Source organism: Sneathia sp. DSM 16631 (assembly GCF_014892235.1).
Classification (GTDB): Bacteria; Fusobacteriota; Fusobacteriia; order Fusobacteriales; family Leptotrichiaceae; genus Sneathia; species Sneathia vaginalis.
Window position 1 is genome coordinate 96,201 of record NZ_JADBHL010000001.1, and the last position, 21,813, is coordinate 118,013.

The 21,813-nt window shown below is 27.4% G+C and carries 23 protein-coding genes and 1 other RNA gene; 23 read left to right on the forward strand and 1 reads right to left on the reverse strand.

The window, feature by feature from the left end; genetic code table 11:
- The 18 genes from rbfA to IMK15_RS00520 all read left to right on the forward strand — a co-directional run bounded on the left by rbfA (position 1) and on the right by IMK15_RS00520 (position 15,821).
- Positions 1-354: a 30S ribosome-binding factor RbfA gene (gene rbfA, locus IMK15_RS00435; protein ID WP_046329286.1), complete on the forward strand. Its 354-nt coding sequence runs from the start codon at positions 1-3 to the stop codon at positions 352-354.
- Positions 355-390: 36 nt separating this feature from the next.
- A complete protein-coding gene (tig, locus tag IMK15_RS00440) occupies positions 391-1,668 on the forward strand; it encodes a trigger factor (protein ID WP_192941488.1) in 1,278 nt (425 codons plus the stop codon).
- Positions 1,669-1,681: 13 nt separating this feature from the next.
- Complete coding sequence (locus tag IMK15_RS00445) at positions 1,682-2,254, forward strand: ATP-dependent Clp protease proteolytic subunit (RefSeq protein ID WP_046328720.1); 573 nt, start codon at positions 1,682-1,684, stop codon at positions 2,252-2,254.
- A 13-nt stretch (positions 2,255-2,267) separates the two neighbouring features.
- Positions 2,268-3,509 (forward strand): ATP-dependent Clp protease ATP-binding subunit ClpX, encoded by a 1,242-nt coding sequence (gene clpX / locus IMK15_RS00450; protein WP_046328719.1) that lies wholly within the window; start codon positions 2,268-2,270, stop codon positions 3,507-3,509.
- Positions 3,506-5,833: an endopeptidase La gene (gene lon / locus IMK15_RS00455; protein WP_046328718.1), complete on the forward strand. Its 2,328-nt coding sequence runs from the start codon at positions 3,506-3,508 to the stop codon at positions 5,831-5,833. The genes clpX and lon overlap by 4 nt, the downstream gene beginning before the upstream one ends.
- A complete protein-coding gene (yajC, locus tag IMK15_RS00460) occupies positions 5,830-6,087 on the forward strand; it encodes a preprotein translocase subunit YajC (RefSeq protein WP_046328717.1) in 258 nt (85 codons plus the stop codon). Before lon ends, yajC begins: the two co-directional genes overlap by 4 nt.
- A 4-nt stretch (positions 6,088-6,091) precedes the next feature.
- Entirely contained in the window at positions 6,092-7,117 is a 1,026-nt protein-coding gene (locus IMK15_RS00465) for an N-acetylmuramoyl-L-alanine amidase family protein (RefSeq protein ID WP_192941489.1), read from the forward strand.
- Positions 7,118-7,125: 8 nt separating this feature from the next.
- Positions 7,126-7,578: a hypothetical protein gene (locus tag IMK15_RS00470; protein ID WP_046328716.1), complete on the forward strand. Its 453-nt coding sequence runs from the start codon at positions 7,126-7,128 to the stop codon at positions 7,576-7,578.
- A gap of 44 nt (positions 7,579-7,622) precedes the next feature.
- On the forward strand, positions 7,623-8,168 hold the full coding sequence (gene yqeK / locus IMK15_RS00475) for a bis(5'-nucleosyl)-tetraphosphatase (symmetrical) YqeK (RefSeq protein WP_192941490.1): 546 nt from the start codon (positions 7,623-7,625) through the stop codon (positions 8,166-8,168).
- On the forward strand, positions 8,165-9,964 hold the full coding sequence (locus IMK15_RS00480; protein ID WP_192941491.1) for a ribonuclease R family protein: 1,800 nt from the start codon (positions 8,165-8,167) through the stop codon (positions 9,962-9,964). Before yqeK ends, IMK15_RS00480 begins: the two co-directional genes overlap by 4 nt.
- The gene (smpB, locus tag IMK15_RS00485) at positions 9,945-10,379 is read left to right on the forward strand and encodes an SsrA-binding protein SmpB (protein WP_046328714.1); all 435 of its coding nucleotides are present in this window, start codon (positions 9,945-9,947) and stop codon (positions 10,377-10,379) included. Before IMK15_RS00480 ends, smpB begins: the two co-directional genes overlap by 20 nt.
- Before the next feature lie 16 nt (positions 10,380-10,395).
- Positions 10,396-10,724, forward strand: a transfer-messenger RNA (tmRNA) gene (ssrA, locus tag IMK15_RS00490).
- Positions 10,725-10,791: 67 nt separating this feature from the next.
- Positions 10,792-12,219 carry a nicotinate phosphoribosyltransferase gene (locus IMK15_RS00495; protein ID WP_192941492.1) on the forward strand — a complete coding sequence of 476 codons (1,428 nt, stop codon included), beginning with the start codon at positions 10,792-10,794 and terminating at the stop codon, positions 12,217-12,219.
- Positions 12,220-12,232: 13 nt separating this feature from the next.
- Complete coding sequence (gene trpS / locus IMK15_RS00500) at positions 12,233-13,198, forward strand: tryptophan--tRNA ligase (RefSeq protein ID WP_192941493.1); 966 nt, start codon at positions 12,233-12,235, stop codon at positions 13,196-13,198.
- Positions 13,195-14,085 (forward strand): hypothetical protein, encoded by an 891-nt coding sequence (locus IMK15_RS00505; protein ID WP_192941494.1) that lies wholly within the window; start codon positions 13,195-13,197, stop codon positions 14,083-14,085. The genes trpS and IMK15_RS00505 overlap by 4 nt, the downstream gene beginning before the upstream one ends.
- Positions 14,082-14,342, forward strand: coding sequence for a cupin domain-containing protein (locus tag IMK15_RS00510; protein ID WP_052727688.1), 261 nt, complete (start codon positions 14,082-14,084; stop codon positions 14,340-14,342). Before IMK15_RS00505 ends, IMK15_RS00510 begins: the two co-directional genes overlap by 4 nt.
- Positions 14,336-15,154, forward strand: coding sequence for a pseudouridylate synthase (locus IMK15_RS00515; protein ID WP_192941495.1), 819 nt, complete (start codon positions 14,336-14,338; stop codon positions 15,152-15,154). Before IMK15_RS00510 ends, IMK15_RS00515 begins: the two co-directional genes overlap by 7 nt.
- The gene (locus tag IMK15_RS00520) at positions 15,144-15,821 is read left to right on the forward strand and encodes a putative ABC transporter permease (RefSeq protein ID WP_226869143.1); all 678 of its coding nucleotides are present in this window, start codon (positions 15,144-15,146) and stop codon (positions 15,819-15,821) included. Before IMK15_RS00515 ends, IMK15_RS00520 begins: the two co-directional genes overlap by 11 nt.
- 12 nt (positions 15,822-15,833) lie before the next feature.
- Here IMK15_RS00520 and IMK15_RS00525 read toward each other — a convergent pair whose 3' ends face one another.
- Entirely contained in the window at positions 15,834-16,295 is a 462-nt protein-coding gene (locus tag IMK15_RS00525; RefSeq protein ID WP_046328710.1) for a C40 family peptidase, read from the reverse strand.
- A gap of 142 nt (positions 16,296-16,437) precedes the next feature.
- Here IMK15_RS00525 and rph point away from each other — a divergent pair, with 142 nt between their 5' ends.
- The 5 genes from rph to infC all read left to right on the forward strand — a co-directional run bounded on the left by rph (position 16,438) and on the right by infC (position 21,803).
- Positions 16,438-17,133, forward strand: a complete 696-nt coding sequence (rph, locus tag IMK15_RS00530) for a ribonuclease PH (RefSeq protein ID WP_046328709.1) — start codon at positions 16,438-16,440, stop codon at positions 17,131-17,133.
- A gap of 13 nt (positions 17,134-17,146) precedes the next feature.
- Positions 17,147-18,208 carry a 23S rRNA (adenine(2503)-C(2))-methyltransferase RlmN gene (gene rlmN, locus IMK15_RS00535; RefSeq protein WP_192941497.1) on the forward strand — a complete coding sequence of 354 codons (1,062 nt, stop codon included), beginning with the start codon at positions 17,147-17,149 and terminating at the stop codon, positions 18,206-18,208.
- Positions 18,192-20,180: a transglycosylase domain-containing protein gene (locus IMK15_RS00540; protein ID WP_192941498.1), complete on the forward strand. Its 1,989-nt coding sequence runs from the start codon at positions 18,192-18,194 to the stop codon at positions 20,178-20,180. The genes rlmN and IMK15_RS00540 overlap by 17 nt, the downstream gene beginning before the upstream one ends.
- A gap of 9 nt (positions 20,181-20,189) precedes the next feature.
- Entirely contained in the window at positions 20,190-21,074 is an 885-nt protein-coding gene (gene era, locus IMK15_RS00545) for a GTPase Era (RefSeq protein WP_046328706.1), read from the forward strand.
- A 195-nt stretch (positions 21,075-21,269) separates the two neighbouring features.
- Positions 21,270-21,803 (forward strand): translation initiation factor IF-3, encoded by a 534-nt coding sequence (gene infC / locus IMK15_RS00550; protein WP_046328705.1) that lies wholly within the window; start codon positions 21,270-21,272, stop codon positions 21,801-21,803.
- The last annotated feature ends 10 nt before the right edge of the window (positions 21,804-21,813 follow it).

Here is a 21,813-nt window from a genome sequence, read left to right on the forward strand (position 1 = left end):
ATGAATGATAGAAGAATAAAAGGTTTAGAAAAAGAAATTGCAAGAATAATAGGAACTGCAATTTTATTAGAAATTAATAATGAAAAGATTAAAAACCTTGTAACAGTATATAAGGTGAGTCTTACAAAAGATGCACGTTATGTAGATGTAACATTTTCATTACTAGACTATAATGAAAATATTAACAGAGAAAAACTCTTAGAAGATTTAAATAAGGTAAAGGGATATTTTAGAAAGAAATTAAGTCAAGAATTAAGTATAAGATATGTACCAGAAATAAGAGTTTTCCTTGATAATAGTGTTGAGCAAGGAATAAAAATTTCAAATTTAATAGATAAAGTTATCAATTCATGATAAAATATAGCTAATGTAAATAATTAAGGAGGAAAGATGTATAATTTAGAATTATTAGAAAAATCAAGTGCAAAGGCAACAATAGAACTTAAAGGTGAAGAATTTAAAAAGGTAAGAGAATCAATCGTAAATGAATTTAAAAATGCAAAGATTGATGGATTTAGAAAAGGTCACGCTCCATTAGATGTTATAGAAAAAACTTTTGGTGATAAGATAAATGAAGAATTATTTAACTATGTATTAAATTCTGAAATCAAAAAAATGGTTGAAGAAAAGGAATTAGAATTATTAGGACAAATTAGTGTTGAAAATCATTCATTAACTAATGATGAATTAAAGGTTGAAATTTCTTTTGAATTAAAACCTAAATTTGAATTACCTAAGTACAAAGAATTAGGAATCAAAGAAGAAACTGAAGAAATAACTGATGAAAAAGTAGAAGAATACTTAAAATCAATAGTTGAAAGAGAAAAGAAATTAGAAAAATCTGATAAGAAAGTTGCAGAAAATAATGATACTGTAAATATTAACTTTGAAGGATTTGTTGATGGAGAAGCTTTTGAAGGTGGAAAGGCTGAAAATTACAACTTAAAATTAGGTTCTCACTCATTTATAGATACATTTGAAGATCAAATAGTAGGACATAGTGTTGATGAAGAATTTGATGTTAATGTAGTATTCCCTGAAGAATATCATGCTGAAAACTTAAAAGGAAAACCTGCATTATTCAAAGTTAAATTAAACTCAATACAAGTTGAAAAATTACCAACTGTTGATGATGAATTTGCTAAATCTAAAGGATATGATACTTTAGCTGATTACAAGAATTCATTAAAAGCTCAATTAGAATTAAATTCTGAAAATCAAGCAAAAGATAAGAAATATCAAGAAATAGCTGATAAATTAGTTGAAACAACTGAAATGGAATTACCAGTAAATATAGTAAAATCTGAAGTTGAAAATCAAAAGAATGCTCTTGCACAACAATTATCTATGCAAGGTCTAGATTTAAAGAAATACTTAGAATTATCTGGTAAAACTGAAGAAGAATTTGAAAGAGATGTAGAAGATAGAGCACAAAAAGTTGTTAAGTACAACTTAATAATAGGTAAGATTGCTGAAATTGAAGGAATTAAAGTTGAAAAAGAAGAAATAGAAAAAGAATTAGAAAAGATGGCAGCAATGTACAAAATGACATTAGACCAATTACGTGAAGAATTACAAAAGGCAAAGATGTTAGAAAATTACATTAACCAAATAGCAGGATCAATATTCATGACTAAGGTTAAAGAATTCTTAGTTAAGAATAATTAAGAAGGGATAAAAAATGATATATCCATTTATACATGAAGAAGAAGGTGGAGTTGAAAGAACATATAATATTTTTTCAAGACTACTTAAAGATAGAATAATATTTTTAATGGGAGAAGTGAACGATGAAATGGCTAATACCATCATCGCTCAGCTTCTTTACTTAAATGCTCAAGATAAGAAAAAGGATATTACAATGTATATTAATAGTCCAGGAGGTTCTGTAACTGCTGGACTTGGTATATATGATACAATAAAGCATATAGATTGTGATGTTTCAACAGTATGTATAGGGCAAGCAGCAAGTATGGGAGCTTTTCTATTAGCAGCTGGTAAAAAAGGTAAAAGATATTCTTTACCTAATTCAAGAATAATGATACACCAAGTTTTAGGTGGTATAGGTTATTCACAAGCTACTGATGTACAAATACATGCAGAAGAAATGTTAAGACTTAAAAATTTACTTAATGAAGAAATGGCAAAAAATACAGGAAAGACATTAAAGCAAATGGAAAAATCTACTGACAGAGATAACTTTATGTCAGCAGAAGAAGCAAAGAACTTTGGTTTAATAGATAATATAATATAGAAAGGAATACAAGATGGCAAAAGCAAAATTAACTTGCTCATTTTGTGGTAATTTCACTGATGATGTTGATTTAATTGAAGGTGAAGATGGAGTATATATTTGTGAAGACTGTGTACTTAGATGTTATGATATGGTTAACTCAAATGTAGAAGATTTAAGTAAAGCTAATATTAAGGAAAATAATAAGATAAATTTAATTAAACCCAAAGAAATTAAACAAAAATTAGATGAATATATTATAGGGCAAGATAGAGCAAAAAAGGTCTTATCTGTTGCAGTGTATAATCATTTTAAAAGATTAATGTTTAAGGACAAGAAAAAATCAAGTGATGACGTTGAAATTCAAAAATCAAATATTCTTTTGATAGGTCCAACTGGAAGTGGTAAAACCTTATTAGCACAAACTTTAGCAAAAATATTAAATGTACCTCTAGCAATTGCTGATGCTACAACAGTAACTGAAGCAGGATATGTTGGAGATGATGTTGAAAATGTATTATTAAAACTAATAAAAGTTGCAGATTATGATATAGATGCTGCAAAACGTGGAATAATATATATAGATGAAATTGATAAGATTGCTAGAAAATCTGAAAATACTTCAATTACAAGAGATGTTTCAGGTGAAGGAGTACAACAAGCCTTACTAAAAATAGTAGAAGGAACAGTTTCTAGCGTTCCTGCAAATGGTGGAAGAAAACACCCAGACCAAGAAATGATAGAAATTGATACAACAGATATATTGTTTATAGTAGGAGGAGCATTCTCTGGACTTGAGAGCAAAATACGTTCAAGATTTAATGTTAAGCAAATTGGATTTGATAAGGCAAATAATGTAGTTAAAGAGTTAGATGAAGAAACAATATTTAAATATGTATTACCTGAAGATCTTAAAAAATTTGGATTAATTCCAGAACTTATAGGAAGATTTCCAGTAATTACAGCTTTAAGTAAGTTAGATATGAAGGCTTTAACTAGAATATTAGTAGAACCTAAAAATGCCTTAGTTAAACAATACAAGAAGATATTTGAACTAGAAGATGTGGATTTAGAATTTACTGATGAAGCATTAGATGAAATTGCAAACTTAGCATTAAAGAGAAATATAGGGGCAAGAGGTTTAAGAAGTATTGTAGAAAATACATTATTAGATCTTATGTATGAAATCCCTAGTGATAAGAAGATAAAGAAAATAACAATTACAAAAGAAATGATAGATGAAAAAAATCAAGAAATGCAAAAGGAGACTAAATGACAGCATTAATTCCAACAAAAGAAGTTGCAGTAATGCCTGGTGTTGAAACTAGTCTATTATTAGGAAGACAATATAGTATTACAGCAGCATATGAGGCTATAAACAGTAATGATAAGAAGATAGTATTGTCATTACAAAAGAATATAGAATCAGATATAGTTGATGAAAAAGGCATTGAAGAATACGGAATTATAGCAGAGGCTATTAAGATATATAAGCTGGATAATGAAACATATCGTTTAGTAGTTAAAGGTAAAAGTCGTGTAAAATTATCAAAAATACAATTTAATGAAGAACAAAAATGTTTTTTCACTGAGTATTCAATGGTAAGAACAAATAAAGACTTAGTTGATAATAGTATAAATAGTGCAGAATCAATACTAAAATCTGCAGGTGTAGTGTTATCGCTAATGAAAGATATGATAAATGAACATCTAATGCTAAATGTGAATTCAATAGAAGAACTTATAGACCTACTAGTCTACAAGATACCATTTGAAACTCATGTTAAGCAATATTATTTATCTTTAAGAAGCTTACAACAAAGAGTAGATACATTCTATGAAGATATTAAGATTGAATCTCAAAAAATGATCATTGAAAATGATATAAATAGTAAGTTAAAGCAAAATCTTGATGAATCACAAAAGAATTACTATTTAAAAGAAAAGATGAAAGTTTTAAAAGAAGAATTAGGTGAAGATACAAGTAATAACGATGTATTAGATAATCTTGAAAAAAGAATAAATGAAAAGGTTATGCCTGATGGACTTCGTGAAAAATTAAAAAAAGAAATAAAGAAATTACGTAGTAATGTAGGATATTCTGCAGACTATAATGTAACATTAAACTATATTGAAGTTGTATTAGATTTACCTTTTGAAGCCTCAAAAGAAGAAGAATATGATATAAAAAAGGTTAAAAAGATTTTAGATCAAGATCATTACGGATTAAAAGAAGTAAAAGATACAATATTGGAATTTTTATCAGTAATGAAATTAAAAGAACAAAAAGAATCTAAAGCTGAAAAGAAAATATCAACTATACTTTGTTTAATTGGACCACCTGGAGTTGGTAAAACTTCATTTGCTACATCAATTGCACGTGCATTGAATAGAAAGTTTGAAAAAATTAGTCTTGGTGGTATAAATGATGAAAGTGAAATTCGTGGACATAGAAAAACTTATGTAGGAGCTATGCCTGGTAGAATAATAGAAGCTATTAAAAGAACAGGGGTTAATAATCCTGTAATATTATTAGATGAAATTGATAAATTAGATTCTAATTTTAGAGGAGACCCTGCATCAGCATTACTTGAAGTTTTAGATCCTGCACAAAATTCAAAATTTGAAGATCACTTTATTGATTATCCATATGATTTATCAAATGTCTTATTTATCTGTACAGCAAATAATTATCAAACTATACCAGAACCTTTATATGATAGAATGGAAGTTATAGAACTTGAATCATATACAGAAATGGAAAAGCTTAATATAGCTAAAAAATATCTTTTACCACAAGTAAAAGAAGAAACTGAAATATCTTTAAAATTATCAGATGAAGTTATACAAAAGATAATTGGTGAGTATACAAGAGAAGCAGGAGTAAGAAATTTAAAAAGAGAATTTCTAAAAATTGCTAGAAAAATAGCGAGAGATATTTTAGAAACAGGTAAAAAGATACACAGAATAACTAAGCAAAATATTAGTAAATATTTAGGACCAGAAAGATTTAAACCTGAAAAACAAATGCAAAAAGAACCTAAAATTGGAACTGTAACAGGTCTTGCATGGACTGCTGTTGGAGGTACAACTTTAGAAGTTCAAGCTGTTAAAATGGAAGGAACAGGTAAGCTATTATTAACTGGTAAATTAGGTGAAGTAATGCAAGAATCTGCACAAGTTGCTTATTCTTATGTTAGATCTGTAAAAGATAAACTTAAAATTACAGAACACTTTGAAAAAGATTATGATATACATCTACATTTTCCAGAAGGAGCTGTTCCAAAAGATGGTCCATCTGCAGGTGTTACAATAACAACAGCAATAATTTCAGTACTACTACAAAAGGGAGTTAGACAAGATTTAGCTATGACTGGTGAAATTACTATAAACGGTGATGTTTTACCAGTAGGTGGTATAAAGGAAAAGGTTATCGCAGCAAATAGAATAGGTATTAGAGAAGTAATACTACCATTTGAAAATAAGGTGGATACTACACTTTTACCTAAGGAAATTTTAAATGAAATGATTTTTCATTTTGTAAAAAATTATAACGAAATATTAAATATTGCTTTTACTAAGGAGGTTAAAAATAAATGAATGTAAAAATAATAATTGTGTATATAGTAATTTTAATTGTATTATTTGGACCAATGATGTACAGTAATTCTAAGAAAAAGAAAAAATATGATGATATGATTTCAAATTTAGCAATAGGGAAGAATATAATAACTGTTGGTGGAATCTATGGAAGTATTGTAAAAATAGAAGATACTTTTGTTGAAATAAAAGTAGATAAAGGAGTAAGTATAAAAATCGCAAAATCAGCTATTTCAAAAGTAATAGAAGGTTAAAAAAATGAGATATAATATTAAGAAGATAATAATTGTACTGTTCACTATTTTTTTACCGCTAATAGTAAGTGCAAATAAATTAAATTCAATAGTATATAAAAACGGTATTTTAACTCTTGAATTTCAAGAAAATGTTGGTCATATTAAACATGAATATGATGAAAGAACACCATCATTAATGATTGATATACCTAATACTTCTGGAATAAGAAGCGATGTTGAAAGAAATATTAAAATTAATGACAGATATGTTACAGATTTAACTAATGATTATTACAACAATAATGTATCAACTGTAATTTATTTACAAACTGGTACAAGATGTAATATTACACAAAATAGAAATAAGGTTCAGATAGCATTTATTGAAGCTAAAACCTTACCTAAAAAGAATTACACAATAGTTCTAGATGCTGGTCATGGTGGACATGATAGTGGAGCTATAGGAAATGGTTATAGGGAAAAAGACTTAGCCCTTGCTGTAACATTAAAGTTATATCAAAATTTAAAAAGGGACTATAACGTAATACTAACAAGAAGTAATGATACATTTATACCTTTAAATGAAAGAGCAGAAATAGGTAATAATCATAATGCCAATTTATTTATAAGTATCCACTTAAATGCTTCTGTAAATAGTGCTGCTCATGGTACAGAAGTATATTATTTTGAAAAAAACCCTTCAGTTTATGCAAGACAAAAAGCACAGTATGAAAATGGTTTTGATTTAGCAGGTGCAAGATCGATAGAATCAAACTTTTTAGTAAACGACATCTTATACGGTTTACTTCAAAAAGAAAGTTCTTCATTTGCAAATACTATATTAAATAATATCGTAAATACGATGTCTATTAAAAGAAGAAAAGTTTTAGGTGCAAACTTTGCAGTATTACGTGGTTCAAGATCTCCTTCAGTCTTAGTCGAATTAGGATTTATAACAAACTATAATGATGTTAGACAATATACTTCAGAAGAAGGTCAAATAAATGTTGCAAATGCAATTGCAAATGCAGTACGTAAACATTTTTGAGGTGAATTATGAAAAAATATATTTTAACAATAATACTAGTATTATTGATAGTTATTAGTATAGCACTTAATATATTTAATAAGGTTAAGCCTATAAGTACTGAACAAACTAGTACAGAAAATACAACTAAAGTAGAAAAAAGTACTATTAATATCAATGTATATGATGCGGTTCATGACAAAATAGAGCCTAAAAGTGTAGTAATAGATAATATTAAAACAGTTGAATATGATGATTACGTACAAGCAATCCTTGATAATTCATCATTTATAAATGAAAATATGTGTTTACTTGCAGTATATAAGTTAGAATCTGGAGATATTTTAATAAAGCTAAGTGAAGAATTTAAAGATTTATCACGTAGTACATTAAAAGGTCTACAAACTTCAATAACAAAGACATTGAAAGAAGCATATCCTGATTTAGGGACTATAACTATTCAAGTAGATTCAAACAATTAACCCTACACACATTTGTAGGGTCTTTTTTAAGGTAAGGAGATAAAATGTATACAGAATATTTAAAAAAATATCTCTCAGATGAAAGATATAATCACTGTGTTAGAACAAAAGAGATGGCACAAAAATTATGTGATAAATACAATATCGATAACATCGCAGTAACTGCCGCATACCTACATGATATTGCAAAAGAACTTAGTTTAGATGAAATGGTAAAACTATTAACTAAGGAAGATATTAAAGATGCATGTGGTATGATGAATAAGAATATATTGCATGGCTTAGCTGGTGCAAGGTTATGTGAAAAGTTAGGAATAAAAGATGAGAGAATCATATCATGTATTAAATATCATACATTTGGTAAAAAAAGTATGTCAGATATTGAAAAGGTTGTATATATTTCAGATGCAATAGAATTAGGAAGAAATTATGAAGGTGTTGAAGAAATACGGGATAGAGTTTTTAAATCTTTAAATGAGGGTATAATATATGAAATAGAACATAAAGTTAAGTATTTGTTTTCTGATAGAAAACAAATACACCCATATACAATAGAGTTCTATAATACATTATTGGAGGAAAATAAATGATAGGTGAGGTTATATTTGTAAATAAACGCTTTAGCTTTATAACTTCAAATGATAATACAAAATATTTTGTGAGATCTAAAAATATGCTAACTGCATGTGATAAAGACATAGTAGACTTTAGTATATTAAAAGGTGATGAAGTAATTGTAAATAGGATAATAACTAGAAATACTGATGAATTTGTTGGTGTAATAGAAAATAGTAAAAACTTTTCATTTGTTGTACTAGATAAGGTATTAAAAGATGTATACATTAAGAAAAAAAATAATTTAAACTCAAAAAACTATGACTTAGTTAAGATAAAAATATATGATTGGGGTAATAAAAATAAGAGTCCTGAAGCAAAGGTTATAAAAAATTATGGAAATACACTTAAAGCAGAAAATGTTGTAAGTTCTAAGATAGAGGCTCTAAATATACCTCATAAATTTAGTAAAGAAATATTATCCGAAGTAGATAATTTAACTATTACAAAAGAAAAAAGAGTAGACTTAACAAATCTATACCATGTAACTATAGATGGTTCAGATACAAAGGATATGGATGATGCAGTATATTTAGAAAAGAAAGATTATGGATACTATTTAGTGGTATCTATAGCAGATGTATCTAGTTATGTGAAAAAAGATAGTTTAATTGATAAAGAAGCATATACTAGATCAAATTCTGTATATTTGTATGATAGAGTAATACCTATGTTACCTCAAAGATTAACTAATGATTTATGTTCACTAAATCCTAATGAAGATAAGTTAACACTTAGTGTAATAATTAAGTATGATGATAATGGTAATGTCATAAGTAGTGATATAGTAAGATCAAAAATACGAAGTCGTCATAAGTTAACTTATGAAGGAGTTAATGAAATTTTAAATAATGACATACGTGATTTTGAATATAGCGATATGCTATTTAATATGCAAGAATTATCTGAAAAGTTGACCATATTATCAAAAAAAAGAGGGACTTTAGAATTTGAAATTCAAGAATTGAAGCTAAAAATTGGTGAGGATAATAGGCTTTGTAAGATTGAGCTAAGAAAAAGAGATAAGGCAGAAATTTTAATTGAAAACTTTATGATAGCTGCAAATGAACAAGTCGCAAACTATATGTTCTATAATGAAATACCTTGTGTTTATAGAATACATGAAAAACCAAGCTTAGAATCAATGCAAGCACTAAATGAACAATTAAAAGATCTGAATTATGAAGTTAAAAATCCTAAAAATTTAATTAAAAAATTACAAAAAATAATAGAGCTTACAAAAGATACAAAATTAGGATATTTTATACATAAAATGATATTAAATTCCATGAAAAAAGCTATTTATTCTAAGGATAATAAGGGGCATTTTGGTTTATCATTAAAAAATTATCTTCACTTTACCTCACCCATAAGACGATATTCAGATTTAATGGTTCATAGAATATTGTTAGAATCAATGGATAAGTATATGAGTGAATTAAAAAAAGAACGAATAAATAAGAAGTTAAATACAATATGTAAAACAATATCTAATAATGAGAGAAGAGCACAAAAAATGGAGTATTTAGCAAGAGATATAAAGTTAACTGAATATATGATGAAAAATTTAGGTAAGAAGTATAAGGCTATGGTTACTTCCATAAATAATGATAGATGTTTTGTAAATCTTGAAAACTATATTGAAGCTGAATTATTAGATGATATTAAAGCACACTTAGGAGAGAATTTAGAAGTTATGGTTGTAGGTACAGATATGTTAAAGGGTAAAATTTATGTAAAGAGGTTGGTAAATGGTAATAGCAAGAAATAAGAAGGCAAATTTTGATTATTTTATACTAGATAAGTTCGAATGTGGTATAGAATTAGTTGGAACAGAAGTTAAATCTATTAGAGAAGGTAAAGTTAGTATAAAAGAATCGTATGTTAAAATATTAAAACAAGAATTATTTATTCTAAATATGCATATAAAGGCTTACGACTTTGGAAATATAAATAATAAATATAGTGAAACAAGAACTAGAAAATTATTAATGCATAGAAAAGAGATAAATAAATTAAAAGAAAAAATACAAGAAAAAGGGCTAACATTAGTACCTTTATCAGTTTATACAAGCAGAAAGTATATAAAGGTTGAAATAGCTCTTGCACGTGGTAAGAAAAACTACGATAAAAGAGAGACATTAAAGCAAAAAGCAATAAAACTTGAATTAAGACAAAAAAATTGATATAATTCACATAGATGGGAGTGTCAGGTTTCGACAGGATAAGAACCATGTTATAAGCAAGTAGTAGTGATACTATAAATCTTTTTTAAAATAATTGGAAACAGTTATAAATTAGCTGCGTAGTAACGCAACCATTTTGCTAGGCTTGCTATAGGCTTAGTATAAATGTTATTTATATAGCTTACTTTATAATTATGGTTATATTTATAAAGGAAATTAATAACCTAGTTTAGAGCCCTTTGGTAATTTAGCATCTCTAAACGAAAAAGTTAAATTGCATAAACTTGTAGAAAGTAGTATGTAGTCTTATTTTGGACACGAGTTCAATTCTCGTCACTTCCACCAAGAATTTAATAATAACTTAGACTAGCTACATTAGTTTGTAGCTTTTTTAAAAATAGGAGGCATTATTATGAGTAGAAATCTTGTTTTAGATTGTGATTCATACAAGGTTACACATCCTAAACAATATCCAGAAGGTATGACATATATGCATAGCTACATTGAAAGTAGAGGTGGCCTTTATGGATATACTAAATTCTTTGGTTTACAATATTATTTGAAGAAGTATCTATCAAAAAAAGTTACTAAAGAAATGGTTGACGAAGCAGAAGAAATATTCAAATTACACGGAGTACCGTTTGATAGAAGCGGTTGGGACTATATTGTAAATGAATTAGATGGACATTTACCTTTAAGAATAAGAGCAGTTCCAGAAGGAGCAATAATTCCTAATCATAATGTATTAGTTACAATAGAATCAACTTGTGAAAAAACACCATGGTTAGTTTCATGGTTAGAACCATTAATTTTAAAAGTATGGTATCCCACAACAGTTGCAACTTATTCATTTAAGACAAAGCAAATAATAAGACATTTTTTAGATATAACATCAGATAATACTGAATCTGAACTACCATTTAAGTTCCATGATTTTGGATATAGAGGTGCTTCTAGTGAAGAAACAGCTGCTATTGGTGGTTTGGCACATTTAACTAATTTTAAGGGAACAGATAATATTAATTCTCTAGAATTAGGAAGAAGATATTATTCATGCCCTATGCCAGGATTTTCAATTCCTGCTGCTGAACATAGTACAGTTACATCATGGGGTAGAGATAAAGAAAAAGATGCAATGAAACATATAATAGAAGCATTCCCAAATAATCCAGTTTCTGTTGTATGTGATTCATACAATTTCTTTAGTGCTGTTGAAAATATTATTTGTAAAGACTTAAAAGATATAATAGAAAAAAGAACATTCCCTGTAATAGTTAGACCAGATAGTGGTGATGCTATTGCTAACGTATTATTTGCATTAGAAAAATTAGACGATGCTTATGGTTCTGTAGTTAATAGTAAAGGATATAAAGTATTGAATCACACAAGAATTATACAAGGTGATAATGTCCATGAAGATACAACATGGGATATACTAAAGAGTGTTTGTGATAGTGGATATGCTATAGATAATATTGCATTAGGTTGTGGTGGTTCACTATTACAAGGAAATGAACACTCAAGCATGAACCGTGATACACACAAGTTCGCTATGAAGTGTAGTTGTGTAAAAGTAAAAGATAAGTATATTGATGTATATAAGAATCCTATAACAGATAGAGGTAAAATAAGCAAGAAAGGTAGACTAGACCTTATAAAAAACAATGATGGTAAATATATTTCTGTAAATATATCAAATTTACCAGAAAATACTTATCATGAATCTAGCTTAATGGAAACTGTATTTGAAAATGGTAAAATATTAAAAGAATACACTCTAGATGAAGTAAGAGAAAATGAAGAAAAATATTATATACCAGAATTAAAAAGAATATTTTAGTTAGGAGCAATAAATGAGAAGTTTATCAGGAATACAACCTAGTGGTATCCTACATATAGGTAACTATTTTGGTGCGTTAAAACAATTTGTAGACTTGCAAGATAAGTATGAAGGTCTATACTTTTTAGCAGACTATCATGCACTTACATCTAATCCAGATCCAGTCAAGTTAAGAGAAAATACAATGAATGTCTTACTTGATTATTTAGCATTGGGACTTGATCCTAAAAAATCAATAGTTTTTTTACAATCTGATGTACCATGCCATACTGAATTGATGTGGATATTAAATAACGTAACACCTGTAGCGTTACTTGAAAGGGGACATGCATATAAAGATAAGATAGCAAAAGGACTAAAACCTAATACTGGTTTATTTACATATCCTGTTTTAATGGCTGCTGATATTTTAATGTATGATACAGACTATGTTCCAGTTGGTAAAGATCAAAAGCAACACGTAGAATTTGCAAGAGATATAGCAATTAAGTTTAATGAACATTATCAAAAAGAAGTATTTAAGTTACCTAATGATTTGATTATGGAAAATGTTGCCGTGGTAACAGGTGTAGATGGTGAAAAAATGAGTAAGTCATATGGAAATATGATTAATATGTTTGTGCCTGAAAAGCAATTAAAAAAGCAAGTAATGTCTATAGTTACAGATAGTAAGACACTAGAAGAATCAAAAGATCCAGATAATAATATTACTAAGATATATAGCCTATTTGCAACAAAAGAAGAGTTAGAAGCAATGAAACAAAAATTCATTAATGGTAACTATGGTTATGGTCATGCTAAAAAAGAATTGTTTGAAAAAATATTAGATTACTTTAGTGAAGCTAGAAAGAAAAGAGAAAAACTAGCTGATAATTTAGACTATATACATGAAATTTTAAATGAGGGTAAGATTAAGGCAAATAAGATAGCCCAAGCAAAAATGGATGTAGTTAGAAAGACTGTAGGATTATATAAATGATTTATTATATTACAGGTATTAATGCAAGATTAATAAAGCTAGATGATTTGAAAAAAGATTTTGATAGTGTAAGAGTGTATGATGCTAATATACAAGATGAATACAATAATTTTCTTGAAGATATATCAAATGTATCAATATTTCCTACAAATGATTTAGTTATACTAAAAAGATGTGAGAAATTAAAGAATATAAAGGATCTTATTGAATATTTGAAATTACATAAGGATGAGAATAAGAGCATAGCTATTGATTACTTTTTTGAATATAAAGGGAAAAATCCATATGTAAAAGAGTTTAAAGCATTAGATGCACAAATATTTAATATAGAGGAAACTAAAGATTTAGTAATAGATTATGTAAAAGAAAATTTAGGCGTATCAAAGGTAGAGGCAAAAAAGATACTTTCATATATAGGAGAAGACTATGTACATGTAAAAAATGAAGTTTTTAAGTATAAGAGTGCTCTTAATGGAAAGTATGATTTTGAAGTTGTAAAAAGCCTTATGCTAGAGAATCAAGAAAAGAAAATAAATGAATATTTGTCTGAAATATATGAGGGTAAATTTAATCTAGATAAAGTTAATAATAAGTATTACATACCACTAATATATGCAATATATAATGATTTTTTGATATTTCATAAGCTAAATATATTAAATTTAAGTAAAAATTATGAGGAATTTAGAAAAACATATGATGAGTTTGAAAAATATTTTAAAGCTAATTATTATGTAATATTTTTGAAAAATAAGGCACTTAAATTTGATAAAAATAAGTGTATGGAAGTCTTAAAAAAGTGTAATGAAATGGAAAATAAGATAAAGCAAGGTCTAATAGATGAAAAATTAGCTTTATGGTTTGTAATTAGTGAGATACAAAAATGAGTGAAGTAGTAAAGACAATATATGATAAGGAAGTAAGAATTGAGAGAATATATTCAAATAATGCTAGCACTGATTGGATGGTACAAGATATTGACGAGTTGGTCTATTTATTGAATGGCTCTGCTATATTAGAATATACAGACAAAGAAATTCCATTAGTTAAGGATAGTTTTGAATATATAAAAAAAGGAGTAAGACATAGAGTTAAATCTACAAGTGAAGACTGTATATGGCTTTGTGTGTTTATAAAATGTTAGATAGACGATTAGAAAAAACAAAATTAAATGCATATATGGTCTATATAAAATATGATGGATCTAATTATGTATGCTTTGATGAATTAAAGGACAAAAAAACTGTAAAAGGATATTTTAAAGACTTATTAAAAAATGAAAATATTGATGTGTACAAGGGAATACAACAAGCAGGTAGAACAGATAAAGGCGTTAGTGCTAATGAAAATATATTGTATTTTATGAGTGAAAAAGAAAATATAGATACATTATTAAAATATGATATGGTAATTAAGATACAAAAGACTATACCATATTTAGAATTTCCAGAATTAATAGCAAAAAGAAAATATATTTTTTCTTATCCCAAAGAATTTATAGTAAATTCAAGAGAAAAGATAGAAAAACTATGTAAAGATCTTAGCGGTAAGAAAGACTACTCAAAATTTACTACAAAAAAAGGTAAGTATTTAAAAAATACAGTAAGAGATATACATATCGAATATATTGATGATAGTTTAATATTTATTGGAGACAGTTTTTTACCTCATCAAGTTAGAATTATGAGTTCATTTATTTTAACAAATACTCTAAAGCCCTTAGATGGTAAATATTTGGTTTTAGATAAAGTATATTTATCAAAAACATTAGAAGACTTAATTTTATATCCTTATAACCTAGATTTAGATACCGTTGTTTACTGCGAAAAATCAGTGAAGTATACAATAATATACACAACAGATTTTTCAAGGATGATAGGTAAAAATGGTAAGAATATTAAAAAATTAAATATGGGTAATAAGGTTATAGTTAGAAGGAAAAAATATGATATATAATTATATTTGGTATTTCTTTATATATTCATTTTTAGGTTGGTGTTTGGAAGTTATATATGCATCATTAGAAAGAGAAGACTTTATAAATAGAGGCTTTCTAAATGGTTCATACTGCCCTATATATGGATTTGGAGCAGTATGTGAGATATTTTTACTAACTAAGTTTGTCAATTATCCCATATGTCTTTATATAATTTCTGTTGTAATAACCACAGTTCTTGAGTTTATAACAGGATACATATTAGAAAAAATATTTAATCTTCAGTGGTGGGATTATACAAATGAGAAATTTAATATTAAAGGCTATATTTGTCTTAAATTTTCACTATTATGGGGTGTAGCTTCCTTAGTATTAATGTATATATTACAGCCAAAAGTAAATATTATTGTTAGTCTTTTAAGACACGTTGATTTTGTTGTCTATTTATTAATATTATTAATGCTATATGATTTTTTAATAAGTATTTTAAAGGTATTAGCACTTAAAAAAGATAGTATGATAATAGAAAAATTAAATGAAGACTTAAAGATATTGTCAAATGAAATGGCAGAAAATATTTCGTATAAGACTAAAAGAATAGAAAAGAAGATTAATAAGAAGTATAGAAGATTATTGAAATCTTATCCTAAATTAAAGAGGATAATAAGTTCTATAAGTAAAAAATGAAGGTCAAAACCTTCATTTTTTCTTATTAACTACACTTACTCCCCATTTAAATGTTTTTTTGTAATATCCTTCTAATTCTGATATTACTACACCTCTTTTTGAAGAAGATGCATGTATAAATTTATTATTACCTATATATATACCAACGTGTGAAATTCTTGCTTTACTAGTAGTTTTAAAGAATAACAAGTCTCCAACTTCTAGGTTAGAAAACTTAGCTGTACCTATTTTTGCTATATCATATGATGATCTAGGTAAGTCTATATTTGCTTTCTTTTTATAAACATAATTCACAAATCCAGAGCAGTCAAATGTACTAGGACCTTTGCTTCCCCATCTATATGGAGTATCAAGATAAGTCATTGCATATTCAGAAATTTGCTTACGTATATCATCAGCAGTCTTGTTATTATTTGCAAATGATATATTAATTGAAAGAATTAATGTTATTATTAATATAAATTTTTTAACCATACTCTACCTCCATCATATACCATAAGTATAACCTATTAGTCTTAGTTTAATCTTTGAATTAATTAAAATTTTTCTTAGTTTTTATATTTGATATTATTTTAAAAACTATGATATAATTAAAATAAAAAAGGACAGGCAGAAAATGAGAGCAGATAATAGAAAGTATAATGAATTGAGACAAATAAAAGTGACACCAAATTATACAATGCATGCTGAAGGTTCAGTTTTAATTGAGTTTGGGAATACAAAAGTAATATGTAATGCAACAGTTGAAGATAAGGTTCCACCATTTTTAAAAGGTAAGAAAATAGGTTGGATAACTGCAGAATATGCAATGTTGCCAAGAGCTACTACTACAAGAAATAAAAGAGAATCACAAACTGGTAAACAAAATGGAAGATCTATAGAAATACAACGTCTAATAGGAAGATCATTAAGATCTGCAATAGACTTAGAAAAACTAGGTGAGAGAACAATTACAATAGATTGTGATGTTATACAAGCTGATGGAGGTACAAGAACAGCTTCAATTACTGGTGGATACTTAGCATTGGAACTTGCAATTACAAAACTATTAAAAGATGGGACATTAACATTTAATCCTATAGTTTCAAAGGTAGCAGCAATTAGTGTAGGTAAAGTTAATGGAGAACTTTTACTAGACCTTGACTATCAAGAAGACTGTAAAGCAGGTGTTGATATGAATATTGTAATGAATAACAAGAATGAGTTTATAGAAATACAAGGAACAGGAGAACATGATACATTCAATTATTCTGAATTATTATCTTTCCTTGATTTAGCTAAACTAGCATTTGATGAGTTATTCTTGCTATAAGGAGAAGTTTTTAATGGAAAAAGTTGATATTTTAAGCTTAGATGTTAAAGATTTACAAGATATACTAAAAGAACACAAAATAAATGGTTTTGTTGCAAGACAAATTTATGATTTTTTACATAATAAGCTAGAATTTAATTTTGATAATTTTAATAATATTAAAAAGGAAACTAGGAGTCTTTTAAAAGATTTATTCTATATCCCAAAGCTAAAAAAAGTAACTTCACTCATCTCAAAAGATAAGCAAAGTGAAAAATACTTATTTTCCTTAAACGATAAACTTTTATTAGAATCTGTACTATTGACCCATGATAATAGAAAGACACTGTGTGTATCATCGCAAATAGGGTGTCCACTAAGATGTGATTTTTGTGCAACAGGTACAATGAAGTTTGAAAAAAATCTAACAGCATCTGAAATTATCATGCAATTTTATCTAATACAAAAAGATTTGAAAAAGAAAAATCAAAAGATAAGTAATATCGTTTATATGGGTATGGGAGAGCCATTTTTAAATTATGATAATGTAATTAAGTCTGTAAATATATTAAATAATCCTAATGGTCAAAATATATCGAAAAGGAATTTTACAATTTCAACTTCAGGTTTAATTAATGAGATAAAAAAATTAGCTGATGATGAAAAACAAGTGCATTTAGCAATATCATTACATTCTGCTATACAAAGTGTGAGAGATAAGCTTATGCCTATAAACAAAAGATATAGCTTGGAAAAACTAGCTGAGTCTTTAAAATATTATCAAGATAAAACAAATAATAGAATAACATTTGAGTATATATTAATAGATGATTTGAATATGGATAAAGATGCGGTTAGTGCGTTAACAAAATTTATCAAACAATTTAATGCTCACGTAAATTTAATACCGTATAATAAGGTTTTTGGTAAACCATATATAACTCCAAGTAAGACAAGACAGCATGCTTTCTATAACGCATTGAAAAATAATAAGATAAATGTTACATTAAGAGATACAAAAGGACAAGATATAGCAGCAGCATGTGGACAATTAAAAATTAAAAAGGAGAAAGAACAAGATGGCAAAAATAATTAAAGTAAGCTTTTTAGCTGTTGTAGCATTTGTTTTTCTTTTTTTAGCATATACAGTATATGAAGTAAAAAAACAATACCCTGTAGAAATGTTAGAAAATTATGAACCCTTAAAACCATCAGTAATTTACGATATTAATGGTAAGCAAATAGATGTACTAGCAATAGAAAATAGAGATCCCATTGCTATTACTGAAGTTCCTAAGGTTGTTCAAAATGCCTTTATAGCTGTTGAAGATAAAAGATTTAGAAAACACCATGGAATAGATTTAATAAGATCTACTAAGGCATTAATCTTAAATGTTACTAAAACTGGACGTCAAGGTGGAAGTACCATAACTCAACAACTAGTAAAAAATGCTTTTTTAACATCTGAGAGAACTTTTAAACGTAAGATAACAGAAGCAATACTTGCAATAGAAATGGAAAGAATTTATACAAAAGATGAAATATTAGAATATTATTTAAATACTATTAACTTTGGACGTGGGGCATATGGTATAAAAAATGGGTCACTAAAATATTTTGGTGTTCTACCTAAGGACTTAACTATTGCACAGGCTGCAATATTAGCAAGTATACCAAAGTCTCCATCTAAGTACTCACAATTAAAAAATGCACTAGATCGTCAAAAGATAGTACTAGAATCAATGTATACAGGTGGCTTTATTACCAAAGATGAATATAATAAGGCATTAAAAGAAAAGATTACTTTCATAACACCTAAAGAAATGGAAAAGAGAAGTGAAACACAAGAAATATCAAATTCTAATGTTTCACCAGAAGTTACAACAGTTGTACTAAATGAAATGAAAAAAATACTTCATATAGATGATGACGATATTAAGTCATTGTTTAATGGATACAAGATATATTCAACAGTTGATATAGATATGCAAAAAGCTGCATATAAAGCCTTTGAAGCAAATGCTAATTTAAAGAAAAGAGCTAATTTACAAGGTGCATTAATATCAATGGATACAACTAATGGTTTTGTTAAAGCAATGGTTGGTGGAAAAAATTATGTTAAAGGTGATTTTAATAGAGCAATATATGCTAAAAGACAACCAGGTTCATCATTTAAACCAGTTGCATATTTAGCAGCACTACAAAAAGGTATACCTATGAACACTGTCTTAGAAGATTCACCAACAATGTTTGGAAAATGGACACCAAAGAATTATGATTTAAAATATAGATCTAATATGACTATGTTAAAGGCACTAGAAGTATCAAATAACGTTGCAGCTGTAAAAGTATTAGATTTAGCAGGTATAGATAATGCTAAAAAAGTTTGGTTAGATTCAGGGGTAACATCTGAACACTTCCCTAATGATTTAACACTAGCATTAGGATCTATAACAACAACACCACTTGATATGTTAAGATTTTACAGTGCATTATCTAATGGTGGGTACAAGGTAGAACCACAGTTCATATACAAGATAGAAAATAGATATGGTGAAGTAATTTATGAAGCTGATACTAAGAAGACTAAAATATATGAACCAGAAGATGTAGCATTAATAACATTTATGTTACAACAAGTAATAGAACATGGAACAGGACAATCAGCTAAATTATACAAGAATGGTAAATTAATACCAGTAGCTGGTAAAACTGGTACAACAAGTGACTATGTATCAGCATGGTTTACAGGATATACACCTACACTTGCAACAGTAGTATATGTAGGAAATGATGATAATAAGACTATGGGTAAAGGAATGTCAGGTTCAGCTGCAGCTATACCTTTATGGAAAAACTATATGCAAGCTGTAATTAATTTACCAAGCTATAACGTAGGTAATTTTGACTATATAATAAATGGAATGTTACAAGGTAAACTTGAGCAATACAATATAGACTTACTAAATGGAATGTTAGATGTGGATGGTGTTAATGTAAGCCCAGCACTATTTAAAGCAGGTAGTGCACCATTAGAGTTTGAAAGTCTAAATAATTTTGAATATTAGGAGATATTAATGAAATCAGGATTTATTTCACTAGTTGGTAGACCTAATGTAGGTAAATCAACTTTAATGAATAAATTAATAAATGAAAAACTATCAATAATTTCTGATAAGTCAGGAACAACAAGAGATAAAATAAGGGGAATTACAAATATAGGGGAGTGTCAATATATTTTTGTTGACACCCCTGGTATACATAAACCTAGACACCTATTAGGTGAGTATATGACAAATACAGCACTTGAATCTTTAGAAGAAGCTGATTTAATACTCTTTATACTAGATGGAACAGAAACCATTAGTACAGGTGATCAATTTGTTAGAGAAAATATTGAAAAAGTAAATACACCTTGTGCTGTGATAATAAATAAGTCTGATAAGATGACTGATCAAGAAATAGAAGAAAAGAAAAAAGAAATAGAGGAAAAACTAGGCAGTGACTTTGTAGATATTATCCCAATAACTGCTGAATATGGTATAGGTATACAAAGAATATTTGATTTATGTAAGAAATATTTATCAAGTAATGTATGGTTTTATCCAGAAGATTACTATACTGATATGCCAGTTAATAAGATAGTAATAGAGGTTATAAGAGAAAAAATACTACAGCTAACACGTGATGAAATACCACATAGTGTAGCAGTAGAGATAATTAATGTTAAAACATTACCTAATATACGCCATTATGATGTCAATATTTATGTAGAAAGAACATCACAAAAGGGAATAATAATAGGTGAAAATGGTAGGTTAATTAAAGAGATAGGAATAAAGTCTAGAAAAGAAATAGAAAACTTAATAGGCATGAAGATTAATCTTAAATTATGGGTTAAGGTTAATAAGAAGTGGAGAAAGAATAAAAAGTTCCTAGAGGAACAAGGATACAAGCTTTAAATAACTGCTTGACAAAAGAAAGAAAATAGTATATCATTAACATAGTATTTGTGAAGAAGAAACATTGATTTCTCACCTTTCCATTTTTTAAATGAGTCTGGTTATTGTTAATTGATATATATTACAAGTAATTTGTAGTATTTTTGATTGTGTGAGAAACAAGGTTTAATATCTTGTTTTTTTTAATTTTAGGAGGTGTTCTGTATTAAAGGAACTAACAAATCTGATGGAATCAGAATTAATGAAGAAATTAGATGTAGAGAAATAAGGGTAATTGGTGAAGATGGTGAATTAATTGGGGTAATGTCACCAAGAGAAGCACTAGAAATTGCAATGGAAAATAATTTAGACTTAGTTGAATTATCTCCAAATGCTGTTCCGCCCGTTTGTAAAATTATGAATTATGGTAAATTCAGATATGAAAAGACAAAAAAGGAAAAAGAAAATAAGAAGAAGCAAAAAAACATCGTTGTTAAAGAGTTGCGTATTAAACCTCATATAGATGAACATGACAAGCAAACTAAGGTTGCACAAATAACAAAATTCTTAGAAAAAGAATATAAGGTTAAAGTTAGTTTAAAATTATCTGGAAGAGAAAGATTACACGTTGATTCATCTATAAAAGTTTTAGACGAATTTGCAGAACAATTTGATGATATAGCAATAGTCGAAAAGAAATATGGTAAAGAACAAATACAAAAATATATAATGTTATCACCTAAAAAATAAGGAGGAAAAA

What these genes read in the sequence shown, in the direction of transcription:
- rbfA (WP_046329286.1), top strand. Translation starts at nt 1, where the DNA reads ATGAATGATAGAAGAATAAAAGGTTTAGAAAAAGAAATTGCAAGAATA.
- tig (WP_192941488.1), top strand. Translation starts at nt 391, where the DNA reads ATGTATAATTTAGAATTATTAGAAAAATCAAGTGCAAAGGCAACAATA.
- IMK15_RS00445 (WP_046328720.1), top strand. Translation starts at nt 1,682, where the DNA reads ATGATATATCCATTTATACATGAAGAAGAAGGTGGAGTTGAAAGAACA.
- clpX (WP_046328719.1), top strand. Translation starts at nt 2,268, where the DNA reads ATGGCAAAAGCAAAATTAACTTGCTCATTTTGTGGTAATTTCACTGAT.
- lon (WP_046328718.1), top strand. Translation starts at nt 3,506, where the DNA reads ATGACAGCATTAATTCCAACAAAAGAAGTTGCAGTAATGCCTGGTGTT.
- yajC (WP_046328717.1), top strand. Translation starts at nt 5,830, where the DNA reads ATGAATGTAAAAATAATAATTGTGTATATAGTAATTTTAATTGTATTA.
- IMK15_RS00465 (WP_192941489.1), top strand. Translation starts at nt 6,092, where the DNA reads ATGAGATATAATATTAAGAAGATAATAATTGTACTGTTCACTATTTTT.
- IMK15_RS00470 (WP_046328716.1), top strand. Translation starts at nt 7,126, where the DNA reads ATGAAAAAATATATTTTAACAATAATACTAGTATTATTGATAGTTATT.
- yqeK (WP_192941490.1), top strand. Translation starts at nt 7,623, where the DNA reads ATGTATACAGAATATTTAAAAAAATATCTCTCAGATGAAAGATATAAT.
- IMK15_RS00480 (WP_192941491.1), top strand. Translation starts at nt 8,165, where the DNA reads ATGATAGGTGAGGTTATATTTGTAAATAAACGCTTTAGCTTTATAACT.
- smpB (WP_046328714.1), top strand. Translation starts at nt 9,945, where the DNA reads ATGGTAATAGCAAGAAATAAGAAGGCAAATTTTGATTATTTTATACTA.
- IMK15_RS00495 (WP_192941492.1), top strand. Translation starts at nt 10,792, where the DNA reads ATGAGTAGAAATCTTGTTTTAGATTGTGATTCATACAAGGTTACACAT.
- trpS (WP_192941493.1), top strand. Translation starts at nt 12,233, where the DNA reads ATGAGAAGTTTATCAGGAATACAACCTAGTGGTATCCTACATATAGGT.
- IMK15_RS00505 (WP_192941494.1), top strand. Translation starts at nt 13,195, where the DNA reads ATGATTTATTATATTACAGGTATTAATGCAAGATTAATAAAGCTAGAT.
- IMK15_RS00510 (WP_052727688.1), top strand. Translation starts at nt 14,082, where the DNA reads ATGAGTGAAGTAGTAAAGACAATATATGATAAGGAAGTAAGAATTGAG.
- IMK15_RS00515 (WP_192941495.1), top strand. Translation starts at nt 14,336, where the DNA reads ATGTTAGATAGACGATTAGAAAAAACAAAATTAAATGCATATATGGTC.
- IMK15_RS00520 (WP_226869143.1), top strand. Translation starts at nt 15,144, where the DNA reads ATGATATATAATTATATTTGGTATTTCTTTATATATTCATTTTTAGGT.
- IMK15_RS00525 (WP_046328710.1), bottom strand. Translation starts at nt 16,295, where the DNA reads ATGGTTAAAAAATTTATATTAATAATAACATTAATTCTTTCAATTAAT.
- rph (WP_046328709.1), top strand. Translation starts at nt 16,438, where the DNA reads ATGAGAGCAGATAATAGAAAGTATAATGAATTGAGACAAATAAAAGTG.
- rlmN (WP_192941497.1), top strand. Translation starts at nt 17,147, where the DNA reads ATGGAAAAAGTTGATATTTTAAGCTTAGATGTTAAAGATTTACAAGAT.
- IMK15_RS00540 (WP_192941498.1), top strand. Translation starts at nt 18,192, where the DNA reads ATGGCAAAAATAATTAAAGTAAGCTTTTTAGCTGTTGTAGCATTTGTT.
- era (WP_046328706.1), top strand. Translation starts at nt 20,190, where the DNA reads ATGAAATCAGGATTTATTTCACTAGTTGGTAGACCTAATGTAGGTAAA.